Consider the following 24314-nt stretch of genomic DNA (forward strand, 5'->3'; position numbering starts at 1 on the left):
CCTTCTCAGACAAGAGCGCCTCCTGAGGACGATCCCGGAGCGGACCTGCGTGCTTCCCCGTCCCGGGCAGCGCGGCGCCGTCGCAGAGACGACGGAGAGAAACGGTACTCACCTCGAGGCACGGCGTCGGCTCGTCGCGGTCCGACGCCCTCCCATCGGGACCACGCCGCCCGCACCTCGAGATCGGCGTCGCGCAGCCAGTGGCGTAGGCGGTAGTCGGCACGGGCGTCCCGATATATCGCCGCGACCCGCGCCGCCATCGCGGTGAGGCCGAAGCTCTCCTCGGCGAACCGCCGACCGAATCGTCCCGACGACTCCCGCAGAGCGGAACCGGCCAAGAGCGGTTCGAGCTCCCGGGCGAGGCGCTCCGCGCCCTCGGCGACCTGCGCGGCGCTCCAGAAACTGTCACGGAACAGATCGGCGGCACCGGCCTCATCGAACCTGCGCGACCACCCTGCCTCTCCGACGACCACGAGCGGGGAGCCGAACGCGAGAGCACGTGCAGCGGATGACCCCATCCCGACGCTGACGTCAGCAGCCGCGTAGGCGGCACGGGGATCCGCCATCGACCCGGCGAAGCGTACGGCCCACCGACCGAGCTGCGCATTCACGCGGTCACCGCGCTGCATCAGGTGTGCCTCGGCGTCCCCTCCCCCGACGATCGCGACGACGACGTCGGGGTGTCGAAGCAGAGGCATCGCATCGATGAGGCATTCCACCGCCGGCGACTTCATCGTGGAGCTCAGCCTGCCGACCCAGACCACCAGGAGATCGGTCGCGCGGATGCCCAACCGGGCGCGGAAGGAGGCGCCGTCCGCGCCGGCCGGCGAGTCACGGTCGATGTCCACCGGCGGGCTGACCAGATGAGTCCGGCCGCTTCGGTGCGCGAGGTCATCGGCCAGTTGCCGTGTCCCGACGATCAACGGCGGGGCGGTGAGGAACACGTCCGGGACGCTCATTTCGTACGTGGTGATCACCAGCGGGCGGCGCGCGAACCGGCACGGTCCGAGATAGGCGCCACGCAGCGCCGTCTGACTGTACACATGCACCAGGTCGGCGCCGACCCGGTCCGCGAGCGAGGACCAGAGCGCGGCTGCGCGGCGGGTGGTCGCGGGACGTTCCACGGCATGCAGCTCCACCTGGTACTCCGCCGCTACGTCATGGAGCGACGGGCCCTCCGCGGGGAGGGTGTCCGCGGGCCCGAAGAGCACCGAATCGTAGCCGTGTGCGCGAAGCTCGGCGGCGAACTGCACCGCGCTGATCTCAGTCCCCCGCAGCCCCAGTTCGTTCAGCTGAACGAGGACCTTCTGCCGGCTGCCGCCCTCGAGCGCGCTGGGGATCGTCATCAGTCGCCCCTCACCGCGACGCGGAGCGCGTCCGCGACGCGTTCCTGCTGCTGGACGCTCAGGTGCGGGAACATCGGGAGGGAGAGGATGCGGTCGGCGGCCGCCTCCGCCACGGGGAACTGGCCTCGCCGGTATCCGGCATCCGCGTAGGCCGGGGTCAGGTGGAGTGGTGTCGGGTAGTGGATGCCCGCCCCGATCCCGGCGTCGCCGAGCGCGGACATGACCTCCGCACGGGCATCGACGCGGACGACGTAGAGATGCCACACGTCCGCATTCCCGGGACGGACAGCCGGCAGGCGGACCCCGTCGACCTCTCCGAGGAGCGCCCCGTAGCGTTCGGCCGCCGACCGCCGCGCGGCGTTCCAGCCGTCCAGCCGGCGCAGTTTCGCCCGCAGCACGGTGGCCTGCACCGCATCCAGCCGGGCGTTCACCCCGATCACGTCGTGCACGTACTTGGCCGAGCTGCCGTGTGCGCCGAGCGTCCGCACCCGTGCCGCCACGCCGACGTCGTCGGTCATCACCGCACCCGCATCCCCGGCCGCCCCGAGGTTCTTGCCCGGATAGAAGCTCGTCGCGGCGACGTGGCCGAGGGCACCCGCCCGCCCGGCGGCGCCCCCCGCCCCTTGCGCCTGCGCGGCATCCTCGACGACCCACAGGTCGTGGCGCCCGGCGAGCGCGGAGATCAGCCCCATCGGCGCGGTCTGCCCGAACAGGTGCACGGGCGCGATGGCCCGCGTGCGCGGGGTGATCGCGGCCTCGACAGCGGCCGGGTCGATCAGCAGGTGCTCGTCGTCCACGTCCACGAACACCGGGACGGCGCCGATCCGGGACGCCGCCTCCGCCGTCGCGATGAAGGTGTTGACGGGCATGATGATCTCGTCACCGGGACGGATGCCGACGGCGCGGTAGGCGAGCTCGAGCGCGTCGGTGCCGTTCGAGACCCCGACGACATGGCCGACACCGATGTACTCGGCGTACTCGTCCTCGAAGGCGGCGATCTCAGGACCGCCGACGAAGGATGCCGAAGCGAGCTGCCGCTCCCAGACCGGCAGCACCTCCGCGGCGATCTCGGCCTGTTGCGCTGCCAGGTCCAGGAACGGCACCGCGTCCGTCATCGTCGTCGTGCTCATCGGTTTCCCCCCAGTCGCCGTGCCGGTATGCCGGCCCATATCTCTCCGTCCGGCACGTCGCCGAGGACGACCGCGCCCATGCCGACGGTCGCCCCGTCCCCGATCGCTGCGCCCGGCCGGACCGAGCTGTTCATGCCGAGGTAGGTGGCCTCCCCGATCCGGACGGCTCCTCCCAGGGCGACGCCGGCGGCGAGCGTCGCGAAGTCGCCGATCACGTCGTCGTGCGTGATGACGCACGACGGCATCACGACCACGTGCCGGCCGATCGTGGCATGCGCGGTGACGACCACGCCGTCGAGCACGATGGATCCCGGGGCGATGCCACTCGTCGACCCGATCCTGGCCGAGCGGGCGACGAAGGTGGCGAAGCGGTCCTCGGGCACCCCGGCGTCGCGTATCCTCCTCACCACGGCCCGGCGGCTCTCGCTCGGTCCGATGCACACGAGCAGCTGCTCCGCGCGGCCGGCGGCGGAGGCAACCGGGCCGAGGACCGGGATGCCGTCGATCTCGTTCCCGTGCAGCGCCGCGTCGTCGTCCAGGATGCCGACGACCCCCGTGATGTCGGCGGCGACGACCTCCCTCGCCAGCCCGCTCGCCCCCACGAGCAGTACCCCGGCCGTCACGCCGGCACCCCGCCGACGTCCCGCAGCACCGCGATGACGCGATCCTGGTCGTCGAGACTCATCGCGTGGTACACGGGGAGGATCAGAGTCCGGTCGGTGACGCGCTCCGTCCCGGGGAGCCCGCCCGCGGGCGACAGGTGCCGGTACGGTCGCTGACGGTGGGCGGCCATGATGCCGCGCCGCGCGGAGATGTCCGCCTCGGCGAGCGCCTGCAGCAGTTCCTCCCGGTCGACCGGGTACCCGTCCAGCACCTCGACCCAGAAGGACTGCATGTTGCCGGCTCCGTAGGCCGGATCGGCGACCGCCCGGAGTCCTGGCACGTCCCGGAGGGCTGCCCGGTAGCGCTCGGCCAGCTCCCGCCGCCGCCGGACGATCGCCGGGAGACGGCCCAGCTGCACGATCCCCATCGCCGCCTGCACATCGGTCATCCGGAAGTTGAAACCGATCTCGGGGTACTCCTCCGCGGGCGGCAGCACCGCGGAGTGCCGGTCGGCGGCGGAGACGCTCATGGCGTGCTCGCGCAGGTGCTTCGCGCGCATGGCCCAATCGCCGTGCAGGGTCGTGATCATCCCGCCCTCACCGGTCGTCAGGACCTTCCGAGGATGGAAGGACCACGCGACGATCTCGGCGCCCGCCCCGACCGGACGTCCCTGATAGGTCGATCCCGCCCCGCACGCGGCGTCCTCGATCACGACGATGCCGCGCGGATCGGTCACCGCGCGGATGTCGTCGAGATCCACCGGCAGCCCGCCCTGGTCCACGGCGATGACGGCCGCGGTCGCGGGGGTGAGTGCCCGGCGCACCGTGGCTCCCGTCACGTTGCCGGTGATCGGGTCCACGTCCGCGAACACCGGGTTCGCGCCGACATAGGTGACCACGTTGGTCGTGGCGATGAAGGACAGCGAGGGGATGACGACGTCGTCGCCCGGCCCCACGCCCGCCACGATCAGGGCGAGGTGGAGCGCCGTGGTGCAACTCGACGTCGCCACGGCATACGGGGCGCCCACCGCGGCCGCGTACTCCTGCTCGAAGCGGGCCACCCGCGGACCCTGCGCGACCCATCCGCTCGCGATCACCTCAGCGACCGCATCGGCCTCCTCCGTGCCGAGCCACGGCACCATGACATTGATGCGGGTCCGCCCGCCTTCCGCGGGCGCGGTGGCCACCGTGTGGGACGACTCAGGCACGGGGCACGCCTTCCTGCACCCAGTTGCGCTCCTCGACCTGGGCGAGCATCGCCTCGGGCGGGAGCCCACCATCCCGCATCCCCTCGAACAGCTCTCGCACGCCGTCCGCGAAGGCCACCCGCGGGGAGAACCCGGTCAGCCGCCGCATCGCGGTCGAGTCCGCCAGCAGCCGTCGCACGTCGCCCGGACGCGGTTCCAGGTGGATGGGGCTCAGACCCGTCGCGCCGGCCACCGAGAGGACGATGCGCGCCAGGTCGTTGATGGTGACGTCCGCCCCCGATCCCACGTTCAGCGTTCGCCCGATTGCGTCGTCCGACTCGGCCACCGCGATGATCCCCCGGGCGGTGTCGGTCACGTGCGTGAAGTCGCGGGACTGCTCGCCGTCCCCGTAGATGAGGGGCGGTTCACCGGCGAGCACGCGCACGATCGTGCGGGGCAGCACCTCACCGCTGTCCCCTTCGAAGTGGCTTCGCAGTCCGTATGCGTTGAAGGGCCGCACGACCGATACGGGGAACCCGTGCGTGCGGAACGCGGCACGGGCGTACGCCTCGCCGGCGAGCTTCGCGGCGCCGTACACCGTCTCGGGGAAGGTCGGGTGACCCTCATCCATCGGGGCGTACTGCGCCGACCCGTACACCTCGCTCGAACTCACGTGCACGAACCGCCGGATGCCGGCGCGCCGGGCGCTCTCCAGGAGCTCCAGCGTCATCGTCGCGTTCACCTCGTGGTTCTCGCGGGGGTCGTGCAGACTGTGCCGCACGCCGAGGCAGGCGAGATGGAAGACGACGTCGGTCGCGCCGAGGAGGTCGTCCATGACGTCGAGGTCACGGGCATCCCGCTCGACGAGCCGGACCCGCGGGTCCCGGAGCGCCCCGGCGAGGTTCTCCCGGCTCCCGGTCGCGAGATCGTCCACCACCACCACGTCCGCGGGCCCCTGCTGGAGCAGCGCGTCGACGAGGTGACTCCCGATGAAGCCCGCGCCGCCGGTGACGAGGACGCGGGTCCCCTCCAGCCGCGTCATGCCGCCACCTCCTGGGCGGCGACGCCGGCGGTGACGACCTGCGGTGCGCCGCCGGCCAGAAGGCTGGCCTGCGCCGCACCGAGCACGGACAGGACCCGCAGCCCCGCCGCTCCGCTCGTCCGGGCGGGACGCCGCTCGTGGACCGCCGAGGCGAACTCTGCCACGACCCCGCCCAGGGCCTCCCGCTCCGGGAGTGCCGGAGACCAGGTGTCGCCGAGCCGATACGAGACGTTCGCGGCTCGGGTGTCCGCCGTCGATCCCTTCGACACGGCCTCGATGTCGACGCCGCGGTCGTAGACGCTGAGCCGCTGCTGCGGATTGAGGTCGTCCCACACGAGCGTCCGCCTGGTGCCGGCGATGACCATCTGGCGGATCTTCGTCGGGCTCAGCCAGTTGACGTGCACGTGGGCCATCGCACCGCTCTCCAAGGGCATGGCGAGGTACCCCACGCACGACTTCCCGGTGCGGAGCGGGTCGGAGCCGTGCGCGGAGACGGAGGTGACGGCGAGCCCGCCGGGCAGGACGAAATCCATGATGGACAGGTCGTGGGGGGCGAGATCCCAGAACACGTCGACGTCCGGCTGGATCAGGCCCAGGTTGATGCGCACGCTGTCCACGAACAGGATGTCGCCGAGCGCGCCCTCGGCGATGAGCTCCCTCATCTTGAGGACCGCGGGCGTGTAGCAATAGGTGTGATCGGCCATGAGGACGAGGCCGCGCGCTGCGGCGGCCCGCACCATCTCGTCTCCCCGCTCATGCGTGTCGGCGAGCGGCTTCTCGACCATCACGTGCTTTCCCGCGGCGAGCGCCGCGAGCACGATCGCGTGATGCGTGCGCGCCGGCGTGGCGATGGCGACCGCGTCCACGAGCGGATCGGCGAGCACCGCGGCCAGATCCGACATCACGGGCACGCCGCCCACCCCCTCCGCGACCCGACGTGCGCGCTCGACGTCCAGGTCGCAGATCGCGACGAGGTTCCAGTCCGCGCTGGCCCGGAAGTTCCGTGCGAGGTTCGGTCCCCAGTACCCGGCGCCGATGACGGCGACGTTCAAATGATCGTTCACGGATCCCCAAATCCCCAGTGTGTGTTCCCCAGAAGCGCGGACGCGCCGCTAGCCGGATACGGCGAGACGGACGCCTGCCCGGACGTCGTGTCGTGAGCGGTGACGCGGCGCACGAAGCCCCGCTGCCGCGCCGCGGGCGAGGCAGGACGGCGCACGCCGTGGCGTCGCCGACGGGTGCCGCCGTGGCGGCTGAGACGCCGCCGATACGACGGCGGAGATCCCCGGATTCCCCATGCTCTTCCCCAGACGCGCGCACCCCGAGCAGGTGATGCGAGCCATAGACCGGTCCCGCCGACGATCCCACTCGCCGACGTCGCGCTCCGCCTCCCCGAGACGGGCACAACCGGTGTCCCCGCGGCCACTATAACCACAGCCCGTCCCCGTACACCAGGAAATCCCGCAAGTCCGTCGGCGGTGCGCATCGGCGTCGACCGCGCGGACCTCACCGATGCGCGTCCTCGACCGGCCCGTTCGTCCGGCGCGTGGCCAGGTGATGCGCCAGCCGTACCGCCAGCGCCGCGGCGAAGAACGTGGGATTCGCCTCCGCCGAGGTGGGCAGCACGCTGCTCGAGGCGACGTACAGGTTCGCGACACCGTGCACCCGGCAGTCCGCGTCGACCACCCCCCTCTCCGGATCGGCGCTCATCCGGGTCGTGCCGATGCTGTGGAAGCCGTCCGTGGTCTGCTCCCATGCGGACGCCCGTACCGCCGCGGCATCCGGATGGTGATACTCCAGCCACCCGATCCCGGCTCGCCGCAGGTCCGCGTCGAGGAGCTCGTGGCAGCGCAGGACCGAGTCGACGTCGGCCTCCAGGAAGCGGAAGTCGACGCGCAGCACCTCGGATCCGTCCGCACCCACCTCGAGGGTGATCCGGCTCTCCGGGTTCGGGAGCTGCTCCGCGTGATAGTGCAGGGCGTAGCGCCCCGCGTCGTTGCGCAGGATGAACCCGGGCTTGCGTACCCGGGACAGATAGCGTCGTCTCAGGATGTCGCCGAGGTCGGCGACCGCGCGCCACGGGCCGCGCAGCACGTTCCCGATGTGCGCGCCGATGTGCCACGGCCGCGGACCGACGTGCCGGAGCCGGATCCCCTCCGCGAGGATCGCCCTCCCCACCCACGGGATCAAGATCCCCAGGAACACCCCGGAGAGGGTGGGGTTGCGGTGCCGGTGCTCGTGGAAGGCCGGGTTGTCGAGGTAGAAGCTCGTGCTCAGCACGCGGTGGTGCCGGACGGCCTCGGCGCCCAGGGTGAACCGTCGGCGGACGTAGGTGTCACTCCCGTCGCGGTGGAAGTCGAGGTCCGCCGCGCGGGCGGGGTCCTGCAGCACGATGTCCGCGATGCATCCGGTCGCGTGCCCCATGTAGTACCGGCCGAGCGCACCCTCCCTCCCCCCGAATGCGGCGGGACGGACCGCCTGCAGCCCGAGCAGGAACCGGGTCGTCTCGAGACCGCCGAGGGCGAGGACGTACGACGCCGCGACGAGTCGGGTACGCGCGGTCCCCCGGACGACCACGACCGCCGCGACGCTGCCGTCGGCGGCGAAGTCGACGTCCGCGAGCCGTGCCCCGACGAGCACCGTGATGCCCGGGTGGGCGAGGACGCGGGCGCCCAGACGCGGTCCGAGCTTCGGCTGGCGCGACCAGCGTTCGAGATTCGACATCGTCACGTCCGTGAGACCCGTCCAGTCCGGTTCGGCCGAGCGGAACACCGGCTCGCCGCAGTCGAGTCGGCGAGCAGCCGCCGCGTAGAACGGTGCCACGTCCTCGTACCGGATCGGCCAGCCGCTCAGCGGCACGTGATCGCGGGCCTCGAAGTCCTCCGGCTCGAACGCGACGCACCGGCCGCCCCAGAGCCAGGAGGTACCGCCGATGCCCCGGCGGCTGGTGAGCATGGGCGGCGCGTGACGGGCGGGATCCACGATGACGGTGGTCTGCCGGGTGCGCGGCACGATGTCCCGCTTCCCCGAGCGCCGGTCGCCCTCCTCGACGAGCAGCACCCGCAGCCCCGACTCGGCGGCTTCCATCGCGAGGACGAGGCCGATCGGGCCCGCCCCCACCACGCAGCAGTCGTACTCTCCGGCGGGCCATTCCCCGGGGGCGAGCAGGCTCATCTCCTCCACCCGCCGTCCACCGGGCCACCGGCCCGGCTCGACGTGTCCCGCTCCCAGCCGCCGGCTCCGCCGCGACGCGTCACCGCGCGTGCCCGATGACGTGAGATCAGCGTGAGGGCGACGTACCAGGCGACGTCGCATGCGCTGCGCGGACCGCGGATGGAGCGGACGAGCGCCCGCCCGCGCGTGTGAGCCGTGGACTCCAGACCGAGTTCCCGGTATCCCCGGCGCTGCCGGGTGAGCACCGCCAGGAGCGCGGCGGTGTCCCGGGGCGTCCGGACCCGCGTGGGCGCGGTGTCGACGATCCGCTTCTCCTCGGGGGCGAACTGCTCGTCGAACCACGAGTCGTCCGCCGTCACCTGCGCGAACTGGCCGAACCGCCGGTGGCCGGCCTCGTTCGCCGCGTAGCCGCCCGCTCCCCACATCCGCAGCGGCACCGGGATGCGGCTGCGCGCCCGGTAGTAGGCGCGCACCGGCAGGGTCGCCGCCGAGATGTCATAGACGTAGCGCGGCCGGGCCGCGTACACCCCGGGTTGGGCGAGCGTCTCGAAGACCGCGAGCACCGATGCGGGTTCGATCTCGATGTCGGCGTCCAGGTACAGCCGCGGCCACGCCGTCGCGACGCTGTCCCCCAGGTTCAGCCCCACCGGCTTCGACCCACGATCCGTCTCGACCACGTGCACTCCCGCGAACCCGCGGGCGATGTCGGCGGTGTCGTCGACGCATCCGTTGCAGGCGACAATCACCTCTACCCCGGCGAGGGAGGTCAGCGGAGCGAGCGAGCGCAGGGTGCGTCCGATGACCGCGGACTCGTCGTGGGCCGGGATGATGACCGCGCCGCGGGCATCGAGGGGAAGGGCCCCCGCGGATGCCGGGGCCGGCTCGGTCTCCTGGACCGCGCCGTCCGCCGGCAGCGCCGGCGTGTCCGGTTCGCGCCGCAGGTCCGCGCGCGCGGCGAGCCGCATCCATCGCGATCCGAGAGCCGCCGACGAGGCGACAACCGTCCCCAGAGTCCCCATTTTCTTCCCCAGATGCCCGCGCCCCGGTGAAGCGGCGCCGACGTAGCCCGGTCCGGTCGGCGATCCCACTCGCCGCCGTCGTGACCACGTCTCCCCAGACGCACACGACCGGTGTCCCCGCGGGCAGTGTATCCACGGGCGCGGACGGGGCACAATACAATCCGACGCACGGCGGCCCGCCGGCATCCGCATCCGCGCTTTGAGCGAGAGGTCCCGCCATGACCCGCACCGCCCCCTTCGTCCACGCCTCCGCCGACCTCGACGACGACGTGGAACTCGGCGCGGGGACCCGGGTGTGGCATCTGGCACAGGTACGGGCGGGGGCGCGGGTCGGCGCCGACTGCAACATCGGCCGGGGCGCGTACATCGGGCCGGGCGTCGTGCTCGGCGATGCCTGCAAGGTGCAGAACTATGCGCTGGTCTACGAACCCGCCGTCGTCGGCGACGGGGTGTTCATCGGTCCCGCGGTGGTCTTCACGAACGACGAGTTCCCCCGCGCAGCGAACCCGGACGGGTCGCTCAAGAGCGCAGACGACTGGCACGCCGTGGGGGTGACGGTGGACCGGGGCGCCTCGATCGGCGCACGTGCGGTGTGCATCGCCCCGGTGCGGATCGGCGCGTGGGCGCTGGTCGCCGCGGGTGCGGTGGTGACCAAGGACGTGCCCGCGCACGCGCTCGTCGCGGGTGTACCGGCCAAGCGGATCGGCTGGGTCGGCCGTGTCGGCCGCCCGTTGTCCCCCGCCGGCGCCGGCGAGTGGGTGTGCCCCGAGACGGGCGAGCGCTACGCCGAGGACGGCGACACCCTGCGTCCCCTCCCCTGACCCGCCCCCTTTTCCCGCGAGACTGCATAGCCACCACGAGACAGCGGCTGGTTACGTCCGTCTCGTGGTGAGCGTGCAGTCTCGCGGGAGGGGGCGGGACGACCCGCCCCCTCCCGCGGATCGGCTCAGCGCGAGGCGCGGCGGAGACGACGACCGGACAGGGCGACGAGCCCGGCGCCGATGAGGAGGGCGAGTGCCCCGAACGCCGTCGCGGGGGCGAGATCGGCCCCGAAACCCGTGCGAGCGAGCACGGCTGCCGCCGGCACCGCGGCGGGCGCCGTCACGTCCAGCGCGACCCAGCCGAGGAGCGTTCCGTCCGCGGCAGCGACAGCGAGCCGATGTGCGCCGGCGGGGACTGCGGCGGGCACGCTCAGGGTCGCCGCACCGGATGACCCGGTCCAGGCCCACCCGAGCGCGGTCGGCTCGGAGAACAGCCATCCGTAGACCCACGTGCGCGGAGGCAGCCCGGTCACCGTGACGGTCCCGCCCGCCTGAACGTGGGAGGGCGTGGCCACGAGTCCCGGCGTGGGTTCCGGTGTGAGGCCGGCCGCCGACGGAGTGGCGGGCGTCCCGGCGGGCTCAGCCGGGCGCAGCGTGGTGACCTCGACCGTCACCGCGGGGCCGGTCACGGTCGCGCCGATGACGGAGAGGCGCACCGTGTAGGCGGTCTCGGACTCCAGGCCGGTCACGGTCGTGGCGGTGGTCGCCGCATCCGTGTCGATGCTGGTCACCGGCGCTCCCCCGGCGAGCACCTCGATCCGGTATCCGGTCGCGCCGGCGGTGGCATCCCATTCGACGGCGATGCTCGACTCGGACAGCGCGGTGGCGCCGAGCCCGGTCGCCGCATGCGGCGGCAGTTCCCCAAGCAGGGCGTTCGCGTCGATCAGCCCCGCGCCGAAGTACTCCTCGTCCGAAAGGGATGAGGCGAGGGGATTGTCCATCGCCGCTGCCGTCGCGAACGCCGCCTGCGTGATGTCATCCGCACTCGTGTCCGGGGCGTACTCGAGGGCGAGTGCGTGAACGGCGGCGGCATTCGGTGCGGCGGCCGAGGTGCCGAAGAAGAAGTGCTGCGTCTCACCGTCGATCACCTCGGTTCCCCCGAAGAAGCTCGTGCGGTTGCCATCGACCGCGGCGATCTGCGGCCCCGGGACGGTGAGCGGTTGCGGGTAGGCCGGCGACGGGACGGGCAGCGCGTCGGGCCCGAACGCGACGGGCTCGAAGTAGATGTCTCCCGCGCCGGGCGAGGTGAACCGCTCGGGCTGATCCGGTGTGCGCCAATTTGCGGCGGCCACCGCGATCGCCGAACCGTCGGACGAGTGCCCGGTCGCACGCATACCGACACGGTCAGTCCCCACGGACGTGTCGTGCTCGCGGGCGGCCAGATCCGCGGTCCCCCCCCAGAAGGCGGTCCACACGGCGGGTGAACTCGGTGCCGCGCCTGGGTCCCTACCGCGCAACACGACGAGCTCGACGTCTCCTTCGACCGTCGGGTGCGCAGGGTTGAGGCCGGCCACCACGACGGGGTTCTGGGGAATGGCGGAGATCGGCTGGGATGCCAGTTCGTAGCCGGTTCCCTGGTCGACGTACAGCTGCGGGATCAGGATGCTCTCCGCGCCGTACACCGGCTCGGCCCAGGACACCGTGGGCTGCGGGCTGGTCGGGTCGTCGAAGAACAGGGTGTCGGTGGGATCTCCCGCGCCATTCGGGTCGAAGTCCAGACAGTCCCACGTCACACCGGGTGCAGGGACGGACACCACCCAGGACGGGCAGGCCGTGCCACGGAACGCGCTCGTCTCCCAGGCCCCGATCGCCAGGCCGGCAGAAGACCCCTCGCGACCGATGACGTTCTGGTTACCCGCGGAGGTGTAGTACGCCACCCCCATCTCCTGCACGTGGGAGATCGCGGCGGAGATCACGCTCTGCTGGAAGTGCGGTTCGTTGAAGTAGCCGATGTCGTCGACGATGACGTCGGCGCCCGCCTCCGCGAGCGCGACGATCCCTTCGGCCATCCCCTCCATACCGGTGTAGCCGGTGTAGAACATGATCTCCGCCGCGGGGGCGATACCGTGCACGAGCTGCGCCATGCCGCGACCCTCGTCGGTGCCCGCTCCGGAGAGATCCGCCAATACCGCCACCGGGGTCTCGTAGCCGCACGGATTCCCGGGCCCGGGCAGCACGCCCGCCGCGACATCGGCGGCCGGGCCTGCCGGGTTCGCGCTCGCGTACGAGTCCGAGAGGATGCCGACGGTCACACCGGTGCCATCGACACCGAACGTGTCCCGGGCGAGGTCGACACCGAGTGGACCGACCGCGTCGCTCGGGAACGCGCGGCAGTCGGTTGCGGGACCGGATGCGGTGGGCAGGATGCCGGTGGCCGCGCCGGCGGTTTTCGCCCCCGAGCCGACCGTCGGGGCCAGCACCGGCGTGACGGACAGGACGCCGGGGAGGTCCGCGAGGTCGTCGAGCAGCTCCGGGGCCACCGTCACGGCGGCCGCCGGGGTGAACCGGTACACCGTGCCGACGGTGGCGAGCGCCCGGACGGCGGCGAGGTCCGCGTCCGACGGGCGTCCGGTGAAGGTGACCGTGGCGGCGACGTCTCCGTCGGCATCCACGCGGAGACTCCCCGGACCGGCATCCGGCAAGCCCACGGCGTCCGCGAGTTCCGCCGCGCCCGCAGCCCCGTCATCCGCCGCCTCTGCGAGCGCATCGGCGAGGGACGGGATGATCTCCCCGGGTTCATCGACCGCGGATGCCGCAGTCCCCCCGAACACGACGCCCGCGCCGATCATCGCACACACCACAACAGCAGACAAACTTCGCTTCACTGCGTTTCCCCCCGGAGAAGAGCCGAAGTTCTCAATCTAGGGGCATTCCCCCCACCGCTCCATCACCCGCCCCCTCACCCCGGCCGCCATCTCCCTACGCCTTCCGCCTCCCCCGAGCCCGTCCCGAGCCCGTCCCGCCATCCCGTCCCGCGGGCTCTTTCCGCCCGCGAGACTGCATCCACAGCACGAGACGGACGTAACCAGCCGCAGTCTCGTGCCGCGCGTGCAGTCTCGCGGGAAAAAGCCGGAAGGCGGCGGGGGCTACAGCTTGCGGAGGAGGACACGCTCGACCGCGTGGGAGGCGCCCTTCTGCAGCACGAGCGAGGCGCGGTGCTTCGTCGGCAGCACGTTCTCGACGAGGTTCGGCAGGTTGATCTCGTTCCAGAAGTAGCCGGCCCGCTCGATGGCCTCCTCGTCCGAGATGTCGGCGAAGACCTGGAAGAACGAGTTCGGGTTGCTGAACGCGGAGCGCCGCAGCGCGAGGAATCGATCGGTGTACCACTGCTGGATGTGGGCGGGATCCGCATCCACGTAGATGGAGAAGTCGAACAGGTCGCTCACGGCCACGTCATTGGGAGTGGGCGGGGGCTGGAGCACGTTCAACCCCTCGACGATGACCACGTCGGGACGCCGGACGGTCGTGTGCGCATCGGCGACGATGTCGTAACGCATGTGCGAGTAGTAGGGCGCGCGGACCTCGGACTCCCCCGACTTCACGGCGGTGAGGAACTCCACGAGCGCCCGCCGGTCGTAGGACTCCGGGAAGCCCTTCCGGTCCATCAGCCCCCGCCGCTCGAGCTCCTCATTCGGATAGAGGAACCCGTCCGTCGTGACGAGCTCGACGCGCGGGGTGCCCGGCCAGCGGCTGACGAGCTCTCGCAGCAGACGCGCGATGGTGGATTTGCCGACGGCGACGGAACCCGCCACCCCGACCACGAACGGCGTCGTGCTGTCCGGCTCCTCCAGGAACGCGCTGGCGTCGGCGCCGAGACGCTTGGTGGACGACGCGTAGAGCGAGAGCAGGCGGCTCAGCGGCACGTAGACCTCGCGGACCTCGGCAAGATCCAGCCGGTCGCCGAGCCCCCGCAGCTGCACGACCTCGGCCTCGGTGAGCGGCTGCGCGATACCCGCCGCGAGACGCGCCCAGTCCGGACGGTCGATCTGGCGGTACAGCGACAGCGCGAGCGACTCGGAGACGGCGGGCAGCTCGGACACGGCCCCATCGTAGCGCCCGCTCCCCCGGGGACGGTCCCCCCGAGCCCACCCCGCCGAGCGGAACGCCGCACCCGCCCCCACCCCCGCCGCGCGGTAGGGATGCACCCCTGGGCGCCACTACGCTGGCTTCGTGCGACTAGGCGTTCTCGACATCGGGTCCAACACCGTCCACCTCCTCGTCGCCGACGTCCATCCCGGCGGACGCCCGCAGGCGACCACGAGCCGGCGCACGGTACTGCGCCTCATGCGCCACCTCACGCCATCCGGTGCGATCAGCGAGACCGGTGTCCGCGCGCTGGAGGATGCGGTCGCCGAGGCGCGGCAGACCGCCCGCGCCGAGGGCGTCGCCGAACTGCTCGCCACCGCGACGTCCGCGGTGCGTGAGGCCGCGAACGGGGTCGAGGTGATCCGCCGCATCGAGGACGCGCTCGGCCAGCCCCTCCAGGTGCTCTCCGGCGAGGACGAGGCGCGCTTCACCTTCCTCGCCGTGCGCCGCTGGTTCGGCTGGTCGGCGGGGCAGATCCTGCTGCTCGACATCGGCGGCGGCTCCCTCGAGGTCGCGGCGGGCTCCGACGAGCTGCCCGCGGCCGCGGCGTCCGCCCCCCTCGGCGCCGGACGGATGACGATCGAGTTCCTGCCGGAGGACCCGCCCGGCGAGGGCGCAGTGTCGCTCCTGCGCGAGCACGCCGCGGCAGCGTTGCAGCCGGTGGCCGAGGCCTTCGCCGCCCAGCCGCGCCCCGACCACGTCGCGGGATCGTCGAAGGCCATCCGCTCGCTCGCGCGTCTGGCCGGGTACCCCGCCCCGGGATGGTCGGGGACGGAGCGGATGCTGCTGCCCCGCGACGCGCTCGGATCCTGGATCCCGCGTCTGGCCCGGTTGCCCGCGTCCGCCCGCCAGGAGCTCCCCGGGATCACCCCGGACCGCACGTTCCAGATCGTCGCCGGCGCGGTGGTACTCCATGAGGCGATGCGCACCCTCGACGTCGCGGAACTCGAAGTGAGCCCGTGGGCGCTGCGCGAGGGCGTCCTGCTGCGCTACATCGAGTCCATGGCCTGGGGCTGACGCGCGCCCGGCACTTCCTCGCGAACGACCGTCGAAGCGGGTCCATCGGACCTGGTGCGCCGCCCCTGTTCCGAACGTAGGATGAGGCGTCCGCGCACCCGGTCGGGACGGCTCCGAGAGCCACTCCGACCGGGCGAGCGGCGCCGGTACCGACGTCCCCCCAAAACAGGACGCTCCGGCCTCAGCAGAGAGCAGAACCACCGTCGGTATGAACGAACGTAGAGCAGATTCCGCATCCGGACAAGATTCTGGACTCCCGGTCCATAACAATCCGGCATCGACTGCTGCCCGGAACGGCTCGGCGGGCCGCGCGAAGCGCATCCCGCGAGCGGAGCTGCGGGCACGCGTCCTGGATGCGGCGCAGGAGCTCCTGGCCGACGGGGGCCTGTCGGTGGGCCTGCATCAGCTCAACATGGAGGAGCTCATCCGGCGGGTGGGAGTGCCCCGCAGCTCCGCGTTCGCGGCCTTCGGCGGCAAGGACGAACTGCTCACGCAGCTGATGCTCCGCCTCTTGGAGCCCTCGGAACCGCGCACCCTCGGATACTCGCCCGGCACGGATGAACTGGCCACGGCCGTGTTCCGGACGTACGCCGACCGGATACGGAACGCCGACGGCGACATCGACCCCGAGGGCGCGGACGCCGTCCTGAAGGAATCGATCCGGGTGGGGCTGGCCCGCAACGTCGTGGACACGATGCAGTCCACGGAATGGCGCACGTACATGGCCCTGTCGGTGTCGGTGTCGAGCCTTCCGCCCGCCCAGCAGCCGCGGGTGCGCGAGGCGCTCCGGCTCGCGCAGATGCGATTCCTGGAGCAGATGGCGGATCTCTACCGCAGCGTGCTGGAGCGGGTCGGCCGCCGCCCCTCGGAGGGCGTCACCTGGCTGCAGATCGCGGCTGTCGGCACGTCTCTGGTCGAGGGCATGGCCAGCAAGCGCCTCATCGGGATCGACGAGGCCCACGGGACGGCTCTGCGCCCCGGCATCGACGGCGAACCCGTCGAGTGGGAGACGACGGCGCTGGCCTTCTGGAAGATGCTCAACGGCCTCACCCACCGCCCCTGACGGATACGGCGCCCAGCGGTGTGCACGGCTGCGGCCTGCACACCGGTCGCGGCCAGGCGGGTCAGAGGGCCAGGCGTTCGAGGACGACCGCAGCGAGCTCGTCGGCGATCCGCTGTGCCTGCTCGACGTTCTCCGCCTCGACCATCACGCGAACGAGCTGCTCGGTGCCGGAGGCGCGCAGCAGGACGCGTCCGCTGTCGCCGAGCTCGGCCTCGGCCGCAGCGACGGCGGCGGAGACTCCGGCGTCGGCGACGCGGGTGCGGTCGACGCCCTTCACGTTGACCAGCACCTGCGGGAAGACCGTCATGATCGAGGCCAGCTCGGCGAGGGACTTGCCCTGCCGTGCCATCTCGGCCATCAGGTGCAGCCCGGTCAGCAGGCCGTCGCCGGTCGTGGCGAACTCGCTCATGATCACGTGACCGGACTGCTCGCCGCCGATCGCGTAGCCGTGGGCGTTCATCTCCTCGAGGACGTACCGGTCGCCGACGTTGGTCTGCAGGACGCGGATGCCGCGCTCGGCCATCGCCCGGTGCAGCCCGAGGTTGCTCATCACGGTGGCGACGAGCGTGTCCTTGGTCAGCACGCCGCGGTCCTTCATGGCGACCGCGAGGATCGCCATGATCTGGTCGCCGTCGATGATGTTGCCCTGTGCGTCGACGGCGAGGCAGCGGTCGGCGTCGCCGTCGTGCGCGATGCCGAGGTCGGCACCGGTGCGCAGCACCTCCACAGCCAGCTGGTCGAGGTGGGTGGAGCCCACTCCGTCGTTGATGTTCAGACCGTCCGGGTCCGCACCGATCACGGTGACGCGAGCGCCCGCATCCCGGAAGGCGTCCGGGGAGACGCCGGCCGCAGCGCCGTGCGCGCAGTCGAGCACGACGTGCAGGCCGTCGAGCGGGTGCGGCAGCGACTGGAGCAGGTGCACGACGTACCGGTCCTCCGCGTCTGCGAACCGGCGGATGCGGCCGACGTGGGGCCCGGTGGGCTGCAGCTTCTGACCGGCGATCGCGTACTCGATGCGCTGCTCGACCTCATCGGGGAGCTTGACGCCGCCTCGGGCGAAGATCTTGATCCCGTTATCGGGAGCCGGGTTGTGCGAGGCCGACACCATGACACCGAAGTCGGCATCGATGTCGGAGATGAGGAAGGCCGTGGCGGGGGTGGGCAGCACCCCGGCGTCGAGCACGTCGACCCCGGAGGAGGCGAGACCCGCGGCGACCGCGGCGGAGAGGAATTCACCCGAGATGCGGGGATCACGCGCGACGACGGCGGTGGGCCGCTTGCCTGCGGCCCGCCGCGCCTCGGCGGAACGTCCCTGGCCCAGGACGACAGCAGTCGCCTGGGCCAGGGAAAGCGCCAGATCGGCGGTGAGGGGGCCGTTGGCCAGCCCCCGCACGCCGTCCGTACCGAACAGCGCCATAGGGCGTGTCAGCGCTTCGAGTACTGAGGAGCCTTGCGGGCCTTCTTGAGACCGGCCTTCTTGCGCTCGATGACGCGGGCGTCGCGCGAGAGGAAGCCGGCCTTCTTGAGGGTCGGGCGGTTGTTCTCCTCATCGATCTGGTTCAGCGCGCGGGCGATGCCGAGGCGCAGCGCGCCGGCCTGACCCGAGTCGCCGCCACCGGAGATGCGGGCGATGACGTCGTACGCGCCGGTGAGGTTCAGCACCGTGAACGGGTCGGTGATCAGCTGCTGGTGCAGCTTGTTCGGGAAGTAGTCCTCGAACGCCCGGCCGTTGACCGTGATGGTGCCCGAGCCCGGGATCAGACGCACGCGGGCGATGGCCTGCTTGCGGCGACCGACGGCTGCGCCGGGGACCGAGAGCACGGGGCGCTCGGCGGCGACGGCTACGTCGTCGAGGTCGGCCGGCGTCTCGGTGGAGTAGTTGGTGGTTTCTTCGATGTTCGCCACGGGAGTGTCCTTATCCTTTTCGGCGCTTACTGGGCGACCTGGTCGAAGGTGTAGACCTTGGGCTGCTGCGCCGCGTGCGGGTGCTCGCTGCCGGCGTAGACCTTCAGCTTCGTCAGCTGCTGGCGACCCAGGCTGTTCTTGGGGAGCATGCCGCGGACGGCCTTCTCCACGGCACGGACCGGGTTCTTCTCGAGAAGCTCCGAGTACGTCACCGACTTGAGGCCACCCGGGTAGCCCGAGTGACGGTAGGCCTTCTTCTGCTCGAGCTTCTGCCCGGTCAGAGCGACCTTGCCGGCGTTGACGACGACGACGAAGTCGCCGCTGTCGACGTGGTTGGCGAAGGTGGCCTTGTGCTTGCCGCGGAGGAGGACGGCCACGTGCGAGGCGAGACGTCCGAGGACGACGTCGGTCGCGTCGATGACCAGCCACTCGCGCTGGATCTCGCCAGCCTTGGGGGTGAAAGTGCGCGTCACAGTAGTGCTGCTTTCTTGATCGAACGGAGAGGTTCGTGAATCCCACTCCGGGGTGGTTGCGCCGGGGGATCCCGTCGCAAGACGCCAGTGGAGGGCTCACGTTCGCGGTCCGTGTCAGCAGGGACACGGCACCAAAGAGTCAGCTTAGCACGCTCACTCCTCATCCCCCATTCTCCCCGATCCCTCCCCGAGGCCGACCGGTGCCTGTGCACGCCGGTCCCGTCAAGGGCCCCGGGCCGGGTCCGGGCGGGCTTGTACGGTCGGGCCCGGGCGGGAAGAGAGGCGGAGCAGGATGCGCGTACGCGCAGTGAGCGGCGTGGTGCGCTCGGCGGGCGGCGACGTGGCGGACCTCGACCGGTTGGTGCTCGCGGCCAAGACCGCGGTCGCGGCGGCCATCGCCTGGTACCTGGCCCCGTGGGTGCCGTTCGCCGACGCGGACTACTCCTATTACGCACCGCTCGGCGTACTGGTGAGCACGTACTCGACACTGGCGGATTCCGCGCGCTCCGGCGCGCAGACCCTCCTCGGCCTCGCGATGGGCATCGCCCTGGGGTTCGGGGGCATCACCGTGGTCGCCCTCGGCGGCCCAGGGGTCGTCGCGGTGGGTCTCGTCGTCGGTGTCGGGGTGGCGCTCGGCGGCATCCGCGCGCTCGGGGCGGGGCGGGAGTGGATCGCCATGGCCGGCCTGTTCGTGCTACTGCTGGGCGGCCGCGACGCGGACGGATTCTCCTCGTCCTATCTCGTGACGATGGCCTTCGGCGTCGTGGTGGGGATCACCGTGAACCTGCTCGTCTTCCCGCCCCTGTACGTGCAGCGCGCGAGCGTCCGCCTCTCCGCGCTCCGGGACGAGGTGGCCGCTCGTATGTGCGAGATGGCGGATGCGGTCGCCGGCGGGTCGATCGACGCGGACGAGCTCCAGCAGGCGATGGAGGAGTTGTCCGCCACGGTGGGCCAGGTGGCCGTGGAGGTGCGCGAGGGCGACCGGAGCCGACGCGGGAACCCGCGCGGGCGCCGGCACCGCGAAGACCAGGATCGGAACACCCAGCGCATGCGCGCGCTCGAGCGGACCGCCTTCTTCGCGCGGGACCTCGCCGACGTGCTCATCGAGCAGACCGACCAGGCCGACCCCGCCGTGAGCGGGACCGTGCGCGAGCTGCTCGCCCGGGCCATCCGTGGCGCCGCCGAACTCGTCGCGACGCCGGTGGGGGCCGACGGTGGAGCGGAACGCCTGGATGCCGCCCACACCGCACTGTCGGAGTACCTGCACGCGCTCGACGAGCGTCCGGATGCGGCGCCGTCCGGAGTCGCCGAGGAGCTCACCGCCGCGCGCTGCATCCGCCGCATCATCGACGCCTCCCGGCCCTTCGTGTGATCCGAGGCGGCCTCACCCGGGCGGCGCGCCGACCCGCCGGTAGCCGCCGTCGGACGTGCGTTCCACGAGGCCCCGGTCGGCGAAGGCATCGAGCCAGCCGGCCATCGGCCACCGGCCCCAGCGCTCCGCGAACAGCGCGCCGTTGCGCAGGATGGCGTCCAGATGCCGCAGCGGCGGGTCCTCGACCTCGTGGTGCTGATGATGCGCACGAGCGGACCCCACCCACGCCATCCCCACACCGCGATCCCGGGCGGTGTGCCCGAAGTCGGTGTCCTCGCCGCCATAGCCGATGTACTCCTCGCAGAACCCGCCGATCCTCCGCCAGCTCTCCGCGGTGAGCGCGAACGACAGCGACCAGAACAGGTCGGGGTCATCGCCGAGGAGCACCTCCCCCGGCGCCGGTGCGGGACGCGCCGGATGCGGGGAGTCGGGCAGCTGATCGAGCGCGTACCCGGTCGCGGGGGGCGGCTCCAGGTAAGTGACCGGCCCGCACAGGAGCCTCGCCCCGACAGCGGGCATCGCCGCCGCGTCCGCATAGGCGCCCAGGAGCCCGGGCACCGGAAGGCAGTCCACGTCGAGGAAGACGAGCACGTCCGCGCCGCGGGCGAGCGCCGCCTCCGCCCCGGCGTTCCGCGCCCGCGCGAGCGGGAGCTCCGGCGCCGCTCCGGGAAGCTCCACGACGTGCACCCCGGACGGGTCGGCGCGGGCCAGCTCGGCCAGCTCGGAGTCGCCCATCGTGACCAGGATGCGGTCGTCGGGTGCGCGCTCGGACCGCCGGACCGCGTCGCTCTGCCGCAGCCAGTGCGCATGCCTGCCCCGGGCGATCGTGATGAGCGCCACGCGACTCATGCCGGCAGCCGTCCGCCCGCGACATCCGCGATGATCTGCGCGGTCCGCGGGGCCGCCGCACCGTCCACCCATCCCGACCAGGTATCGCCGTCCAGCCCCGCCGCCCGCTCCAGGAGCGTCGCCCACGAACCCTCCGGCGGATCGTCCACGACGATCACCGGCCACCGCCCGCCGGCGAGGACGCGTGCGGTCGCGGACTGCTCCCCGTGCGGCCGCTGCTGAGGGACGACGATCGCGGGTCGCCGTGCCGCCGCGACATCCGCGATCGCGTTCTGACCGGCGTGGACGACGACGACGTCGGCGCTGCGCAGGAGGTCCCACGGGTCGTCCACCCACCGGCCGGAGCCGCCGCCGAGATGGCTGATCCGCCACCCCGGGGTCTTCTGCACCGCCGATCGCACGAGCTCGGCGGTGAACCCGTCGCCGCCCGCTCCGGTGAGGACGACCGCGTGCCGGTGCCCGGAGCCGCCGGCCGAGGGAACCGTCGCGGCGGAGGGGTCGTAGCGCGACAGCCCGCCCACGTGGTGCACCCGCCGCGCCGCCGATGCGGACAGCCCGGTCAGGCACTCCCCCGCCGCCGCCGGCCAGGTCGCGACGATCGCGTCGGAGATGTCGTAGCCGAGCCGGTGCGCCGCGTCCTCCCGTTCCCCGGGAAGCGCGAACGTGACCACCGGCACGCCGTGCAGGCGCGCGAGCAGAGCGATCTCGACCGACACGTCGACGACGAACACGGTCGGTGCCGTCCTGGCGATCCACCGGGCGACGGCCGCCATCCGATCGCGCAGCCCCGGCACCCCGGTCGGCACCCAGTGCAGCCGCCCGTACGCCGTCTGTCCGGTCACGGCCTCGGCCGTGTCGAGGGGGAGCACGACCCATTCCGCCGCCCACCCGTCCGGCCGCGGGAGGGACGAGAAGACCGTGACCGGCTCCGCCAGATGCGCGACCACGGCCTGCGCGCGCACGAGGTGCCCGCGACCGTGGTGATGGACGTAGTAGCCGATCACGCTGCGACGGGGGTGTCCACGAGGGCCCGGTACACCCGCTCGTACCCGTCGACCATGGCCGCGAGCGAGAGGTGCCGTTCCGCCAGCTCACGGACCCCGCTGCGCGGCAGCCGAACGGCCGCGCGCATGGCGTCGGCGAGCGCATCCGGATCGTCCGGCGTGCAGAGCCGGCCGCCCTCCTCGCCGACGAGCTCGACGAGTCCGCCGCGGGCGAACGCTGCCACCGGGGTTCCGCAGGCCATCGCCTCGGCCGCGACCAGCCCGTACGGCTCCTCCCAGCGCGGGGTGACCAGCGCCACGGCGGACCGGCCGACCAGGTGGATCAACTGCTCGCTGTCCAAGTGCCCGGCGTACCGGATCCCGTCGCCGAGGCGGGGGGCGATCTCCCGGCGGAAGTACTCCGGGTCGTGGAGGGGACCGGCCAGCACGAGCGGCGCGCCCGCGCGCCGGGCCGCTTCGATCGCGAGGTGCGGGCCCTTCTCCGGCACCATCCGACCGAACCAGACCGCGTCCGTCCCGCCCGGTCCCGGAAGCCACCGCTCCACATCGACGCCGTTGCGGATGACCGCGGGCGCCACGGTCTGCGCCCACTCCGCCGCGGTGGCGGAGCTGACCGCGACGAAGGCGGAGGCGCGGGCCGAGAGCCGTAGGGCGGATTCCAGCCACGGCGTCGGCGGGGTGTGCAGCGTCGTGACCATGGGCACGTCGAGGGCCGCCGCCATCGCGATCGGCAGGTGGTGGAGGCTGTTGTTGTGCACGAGGTCGAAGCGGTCGCGCCCCGTGCGCTGCAGGTCGAGCATCAGCGAGAGGTAGGCGTGGTGCTCCTGCATCCAGGCATCCGGCGGCGCTGCGACGTCGCGCCTCGCCGCCCCGGTGGGGACGTACGGGGCGACGTCCAGCGTCTGCACGTTCAGGGCGGGGTCCGAGCCGGGCGCCGCGTAGATCGACACGCGGTGCCCGCGCGCGAGGAGGGCACCGGCCAGCGTGTGCGTGTGTGCCTCGAGCCCTCCGGCGAACGGCTCGGCGACGGGGAACCTGCTGGAGGCGATCAGGCAGATCCGGAGACTCACATCAGACTCCGGTAGAGATGTGCGTGCGCGGACGCGACGAGCTGCCGCTCCCGGATGCGCTCCTCGCCCGGTGCCGGACGTGGCCGGCCCAGGGCGAGGGCCTGCCGCACCGCCGCGTGCAACGACGCGGCATCCACTCCGCCCTCGTGATTGCGGTACTCCAGGACCGGTCCCTGCTCGCGGTAGTACCCGCAGTCGGGCGCGATGACCGCGGTCCCCAGGTCGCGGCACGCTTCCAGCCACCCGGAATGCGTCCCGAACCGGTACGGCAGCACCGAGACGTCGAGGGACTCGAGGTACTCCCACAGCTCGTCGTCCGGGAGGAAGTCGTGCACGCGCAGGTCGATCCGGCCGCGACGCTCCTGCGCGCGGAGGTAGTCGGCGAGCGCCGGGTCGAACTTCGCGCCGCCGGGCTCCAGCACGTCACGATGACCGTTGACCTGCAGCACCCCACCGGGGATGTCCGCGACGGCGTCGGTGAGGACGCGGAGGACGGGGAGCGGGTTCATGCTGGGTCGCAGGCTCTTCACGTGCACCCCCACCCGGAACGGGCGGTCCGGGTGGACCGGCTCCGCCTCCCGGCGTGCGCGCGCGGCCCGCATCCGCTCGGTGTCCACGACGTGCGGATGCGGGAGGACGTGCGCGACCCGGCCCCACCGCCGTCGGATCTCCTCGGCCGCTCCCGGCGTGAGGGTGATCAGGGCGTCCGCGGCGGGGATCAGCACGTCCAGCTGGGCGTCGTGCGCCTCCCGGGTCTCGTGGTGCGGGTTGCGGAGGTCGTGCACCGTGTACACGAACGGGCGGCCTGCCTCCCGCAGCGCGGCGGCGAGCTCGGCCAGTTCCGCGGGGGTCCGGGCGTCGAAGCCGAACTGCAGGTGGAAGACGTCGAACTCGTCCGCGTGCTCGCGCACCCACTCCGGCTGCAGCATGACCGGCGGCCACCAGGTGGAGACGGTGGAACGGCGCGGGTCGTCCGGATCGGGGTCGGGCAACCGATCGATGCGGGGCAGCCCGCTGAGCGGGTGCACGGGGTCGAGGTGCCGCACGTACACGTGGGACGCGGGCACCGTGGCGACGCGGATGGTGCGGGCGGCAGGTTCCGCTCCGGGCCCGGCGGCGTCGACGGTCGCCAGCTGGTCGAGCGGCACAGGCGT

21 protein-coding genes are annotated in these 24314 nt (G+C 72.3%); 4 read left to right on the plus strand and 17 right to left on the minus strand.

The features are described 5' to 3' along the window. Positions 1-5 precede the first annotated feature (5 nt). From F6J84_RS12335 to F6J84_RS12370, 8 genes are all read right to left on the minus strand, one after another. Entirely contained in the window at positions 6-1346 is a 1341-nt protein-coding gene (locus F6J84_RS12335) for a glycosyltransferase family 4 protein (RefSeq protein WP_150974134.1), read from the minus strand. Further along, on the minus strand, positions 1346-2476 hold the full coding sequence (locus F6J84_RS12340) for a DegT/DnrJ/EryC1/StrS family aminotransferase (RefSeq protein ID WP_238702486.1): 1131 nt from the start codon (positions 2474-2476) through the stop codon (positions 1346-1348). Before F6J84_RS12340 ends, F6J84_RS12335 begins: the two co-directional genes overlap by 1 nt. Continuing rightward, positions 2473-3099 carry a NeuD/PglB/VioB family sugar acetyltransferase gene (locus F6J84_RS12345; protein WP_150974135.1) on the minus strand — a complete coding sequence of 209 codons (627 nt, stop codon included), beginning with the start codon at positions 3097-3099 and terminating at the stop codon, positions 2473-2475. Before F6J84_RS12345 ends, F6J84_RS12340 begins: the two co-directional genes overlap by 4 nt. Continuing rightward, positions 3096-4220, minus strand: a complete 1125-nt coding sequence (locus F6J84_RS12350) for a DegT/DnrJ/EryC1/StrS family aminotransferase (protein WP_150974810.1) — start codon at positions 4218-4220, stop codon at positions 3096-3098. The genes F6J84_RS12345 and F6J84_RS12350 overlap by 4 nt, the downstream gene beginning before the upstream one ends. A 58-nt stretch (positions 4221-4278) precedes the next feature. Beyond that, positions 4279-5307 (minus strand): dTDP-glucose 4,6-dehydratase, encoded by a 1029-nt coding sequence (locus F6J84_RS12355; protein ID WP_150974136.1) that lies wholly within the window; start codon positions 5305-5307, stop codon positions 4279-4281. After that, positions 5304-6371 (minus strand): Gfo/Idh/MocA family protein, encoded by a 1068-nt coding sequence (locus tag F6J84_RS12360; RefSeq protein WP_150974137.1) that lies wholly within the window; start codon positions 6369-6371, stop codon positions 5304-5306. The genes F6J84_RS12355 and F6J84_RS12360 overlap by 4 nt, the downstream gene beginning before the upstream one ends. Before the next feature lie 442 nt (positions 6372-6813). Beyond that, the gene (locus tag F6J84_RS12365; RefSeq protein ID WP_150974138.1) at positions 6814-8481 is read right to left on the minus strand and encodes a GMC oxidoreductase; all 1668 of its coding nucleotides are present in this window, start codon (positions 8479-8481) and stop codon (positions 6814-6816) included. Further along, positions 8478-9446 carry a glycosyltransferase family 2 protein gene (locus tag F6J84_RS12370; RefSeq protein ID WP_150974139.1) on the minus strand — a complete coding sequence of 323 codons (969 nt, stop codon included), beginning with the start codon at positions 9444-9446 and terminating at the stop codon, positions 8478-8480. The genes F6J84_RS12365 and F6J84_RS12370 overlap by 4 nt, the downstream gene beginning before the upstream one ends. Before the next feature lie 272 nt (positions 9447-9718). Here F6J84_RS12370 and F6J84_RS12375 point away from each other — a divergent pair, with 272 nt between their 5' ends. Then, positions 9719-10321: an acyltransferase gene (locus tag F6J84_RS12375; protein WP_150974140.1), complete on the plus strand. Its 603-nt coding sequence runs from the start codon at positions 9719-9721 to the stop codon at positions 10319-10321. Between the two features lie 125 nt (positions 10322-10446). On the opposite strand, the gene F6J84_RS12380 is transcribed toward F6J84_RS12375, so the two are convergent. Together F6J84_RS12380 and coaA are read right to left on the minus strand one after the other, a co-directional pair. Beyond that, on the minus strand, positions 10447-13110 hold the full coding sequence (locus F6J84_RS12380; protein WP_150974141.1) for a fibronectin type III domain-containing protein: 2664 nt from the start codon (positions 13108-13110) through the stop codon (positions 10447-10449). A 297-nt stretch (positions 13111-13407) separates the two neighbouring features. Then, positions 13408-14352: a type I pantothenate kinase gene (coaA, locus tag F6J84_RS12385; RefSeq protein WP_150974811.1), complete on the minus strand. Its 945-nt coding sequence runs from the start codon at positions 14350-14352 to the stop codon at positions 13408-13410. A gap of 139 nt (positions 14353-14491) precedes the next feature. Between coaA and F6J84_RS12390 the strand changes: the two genes are divergently transcribed. Continuing rightward, a complete protein-coding gene (locus tag F6J84_RS12390) occupies positions 14492-15424 on the plus strand; it encodes a Ppx/GppA phosphatase family protein (RefSeq protein WP_150974142.1) in 933 nt (310 codons plus the stop codon). A 208-nt stretch (positions 15425-15632) separates the two neighbouring features. After that, complete coding sequence (locus F6J84_RS12395; protein WP_150974143.1) at positions 15633-16487, plus strand: TetR/AcrR family transcriptional regulator; 855 nt, start codon at positions 15633-15635, stop codon at positions 16485-16487. Positions 16488-16548: 61 nt separating this feature from the next. Here F6J84_RS12395 and glmM read toward each other — a convergent pair whose 3' ends face one another. Genes glmM through rplM form a run of 3 tightly spaced genes read right to left on the minus strand, consistent with a single transcriptional unit; the run spans position 16549 to position 18865 of the window. Beyond that, positions 16549-17904 carry a phosphoglucosamine mutase gene (glmM, locus tag F6J84_RS12400; RefSeq protein ID WP_150974144.1) on the minus strand — a complete coding sequence of 452 codons (1356 nt, stop codon included), beginning with the start codon at positions 17902-17904 and terminating at the stop codon, positions 16549-16551. Positions 17905-17912: 8 nt separating this feature from the next. Next, positions 17913-18392 carry a 30S ribosomal protein S9 gene (rpsI, locus tag F6J84_RS12405; protein ID WP_150894438.1) on the minus strand — a complete coding sequence of 160 codons (480 nt, stop codon included), beginning with the start codon at positions 18390-18392 and terminating at the stop codon, positions 17913-17915. Positions 18393-18418: 26 nt separating this feature from the next. Further along, positions 18419-18865 (minus strand): 50S ribosomal protein L13, encoded by a 447-nt coding sequence (gene rplM, locus F6J84_RS12410; RefSeq protein WP_150974145.1) that lies wholly within the window; start codon positions 18863-18865, stop codon positions 18419-18421. A 292-nt stretch (positions 18866-19157) separates the two neighbouring features. Here rplM and F6J84_RS12415 point away from each other — a divergent pair, with 292 nt between their 5' ends. Next, positions 19158-20237, plus strand: a complete 1080-nt coding sequence (locus F6J84_RS12415; RefSeq protein ID WP_150974146.1) for an aromatic acid exporter family protein — start codon at positions 19158-19160, stop codon at positions 20235-20237. A 12-nt stretch (positions 20238-20249) separates the two neighbouring features. On the opposite strand, the gene F6J84_RS12420 is transcribed toward F6J84_RS12415, so the two are convergent. The 4 genes from F6J84_RS12420 to F6J84_RS12435 are packed head-to-tail and all read right to left on the minus strand — an operon-like array spanning position 20250 to position 24308. Further along, positions 20250-21086, minus strand: a complete 837-nt coding sequence (locus F6J84_RS12420) for a glycosyltransferase family 2 protein (protein WP_150974147.1) — start codon at positions 21084-21086, stop codon at positions 20250-20252. Beyond that, complete coding sequence (locus F6J84_RS12425; RefSeq protein ID WP_150974148.1) at positions 21083-22090, minus strand: glycosyltransferase; 1008 nt, start codon at positions 22088-22090, stop codon at positions 21083-21085. Before F6J84_RS12425 ends, F6J84_RS12420 begins: the two co-directional genes overlap by 4 nt. Next, positions 22087-23160: a glycosyltransferase family 4 protein gene (locus F6J84_RS12430; RefSeq protein ID WP_150974149.1), complete on the minus strand. Its 1074-nt coding sequence runs from the start codon at positions 23158-23160 to the stop codon at positions 22087-22089. Before F6J84_RS12430 ends, F6J84_RS12425 begins: the two co-directional genes overlap by 4 nt. Beyond that, on the minus strand, positions 23157-24308 hold the full coding sequence (locus tag F6J84_RS12435; RefSeq protein ID WP_238702488.1) for a glycosyltransferase family protein: 1152 nt from the start codon (positions 24306-24308) through the stop codon (positions 23157-23159). Before F6J84_RS12435 ends, F6J84_RS12430 begins: the two co-directional genes overlap by 4 nt. Between the last annotated feature and the right edge of the window lie 6 nt (positions 24309-24314).

It is taken from the genome of Microbacterium caowuchunii, assembly GCF_008727755.1.
GTDB classification, from domain to species: Bacteria; Actinomycetota; Actinomycetes; order Actinomycetales; family Microbacteriaceae; genus Microbacterium; species Microbacterium caowuchunii.

Bases quoted from the DNA above. Each gene is read 5' to 3' on its own strand.
- F6J84_RS12340 (WP_238702486.1), bottom strand. From the start codon at position 2,476: ATGAGCACGACGACGATGACGGACGCGGTGCCGTTCCTGGACCTGGCA.
- F6J84_RS12380 (WP_150974141.1), bottom strand. From the start codon at position 13,110: ATGATCGGCGCGGGCGTCGTGTTCGGGGGGACTGCGGCATCCGCGGTC.
- F6J84_RS12370 (WP_150974139.1), bottom strand. From the start codon at position 9,446: ATGCGGCTCGCCGCGCGCGCGGACCTGCGGCGCGAACCGGACACGCCG.
- F6J84_RS12420 (WP_150974147.1), bottom strand. From the start codon at position 21,086: ATGAGTCGCGTGGCGCTCATCACGATCGCCCGGGGCAGGCATGCGCAC.
- F6J84_RS12395 (WP_150974143.1), top strand. From the start codon at position 15,633: ATGAACGAACGTAGAGCAGATTCCGCATCCGGACAAGATTCTGGACTC.
- F6J84_RS12350 (WP_150974810.1), bottom strand. From the start codon at position 4,220: ATGGTGCCGTGGCTCGGCACGGAGGAGGCCGATGCGGTCGCTGAGGTG.
- F6J84_RS12355 (WP_150974136.1), bottom strand. From the start codon at position 5,307: ATGACGCGGCTGGAGGGGACCCGCGTCCTCGTCACCGGCGGCGCGGGC.
- F6J84_RS12335 (WP_150974134.1), bottom strand. From the start codon at position 1,346: ATGACGATCCCCAGCGCGCTCGAGGGCGGCAGCCGGCAGAAGGTCCTC.
- F6J84_RS12415 (WP_150974146.1), top strand. From the start codon at position 19,158: ATGCGCGTACGCGCAGTGAGCGGCGTGGTGCGCTCGGCGGGCGGCGAC.
- F6J84_RS12375 (WP_150974140.1), top strand. From the start codon at position 9,719: ATGACCCGCACCGCCCCCTTCGTCCACGCCTCCGCCGACCTCGACGAC.
- glmM (WP_150974144.1), bottom strand. From the start codon at position 17,904: ATGGCGCTGTTCGGTACGGACGGCGTGCGGGGGCTGGCCAACGGCCCC.
- F6J84_RS12365 (WP_150974138.1), bottom strand. From the start codon at position 8,481: ATGAGCCTGCTCGCCCCCGGGGAATGGCCCGCCGGAGAGTACGACTGC.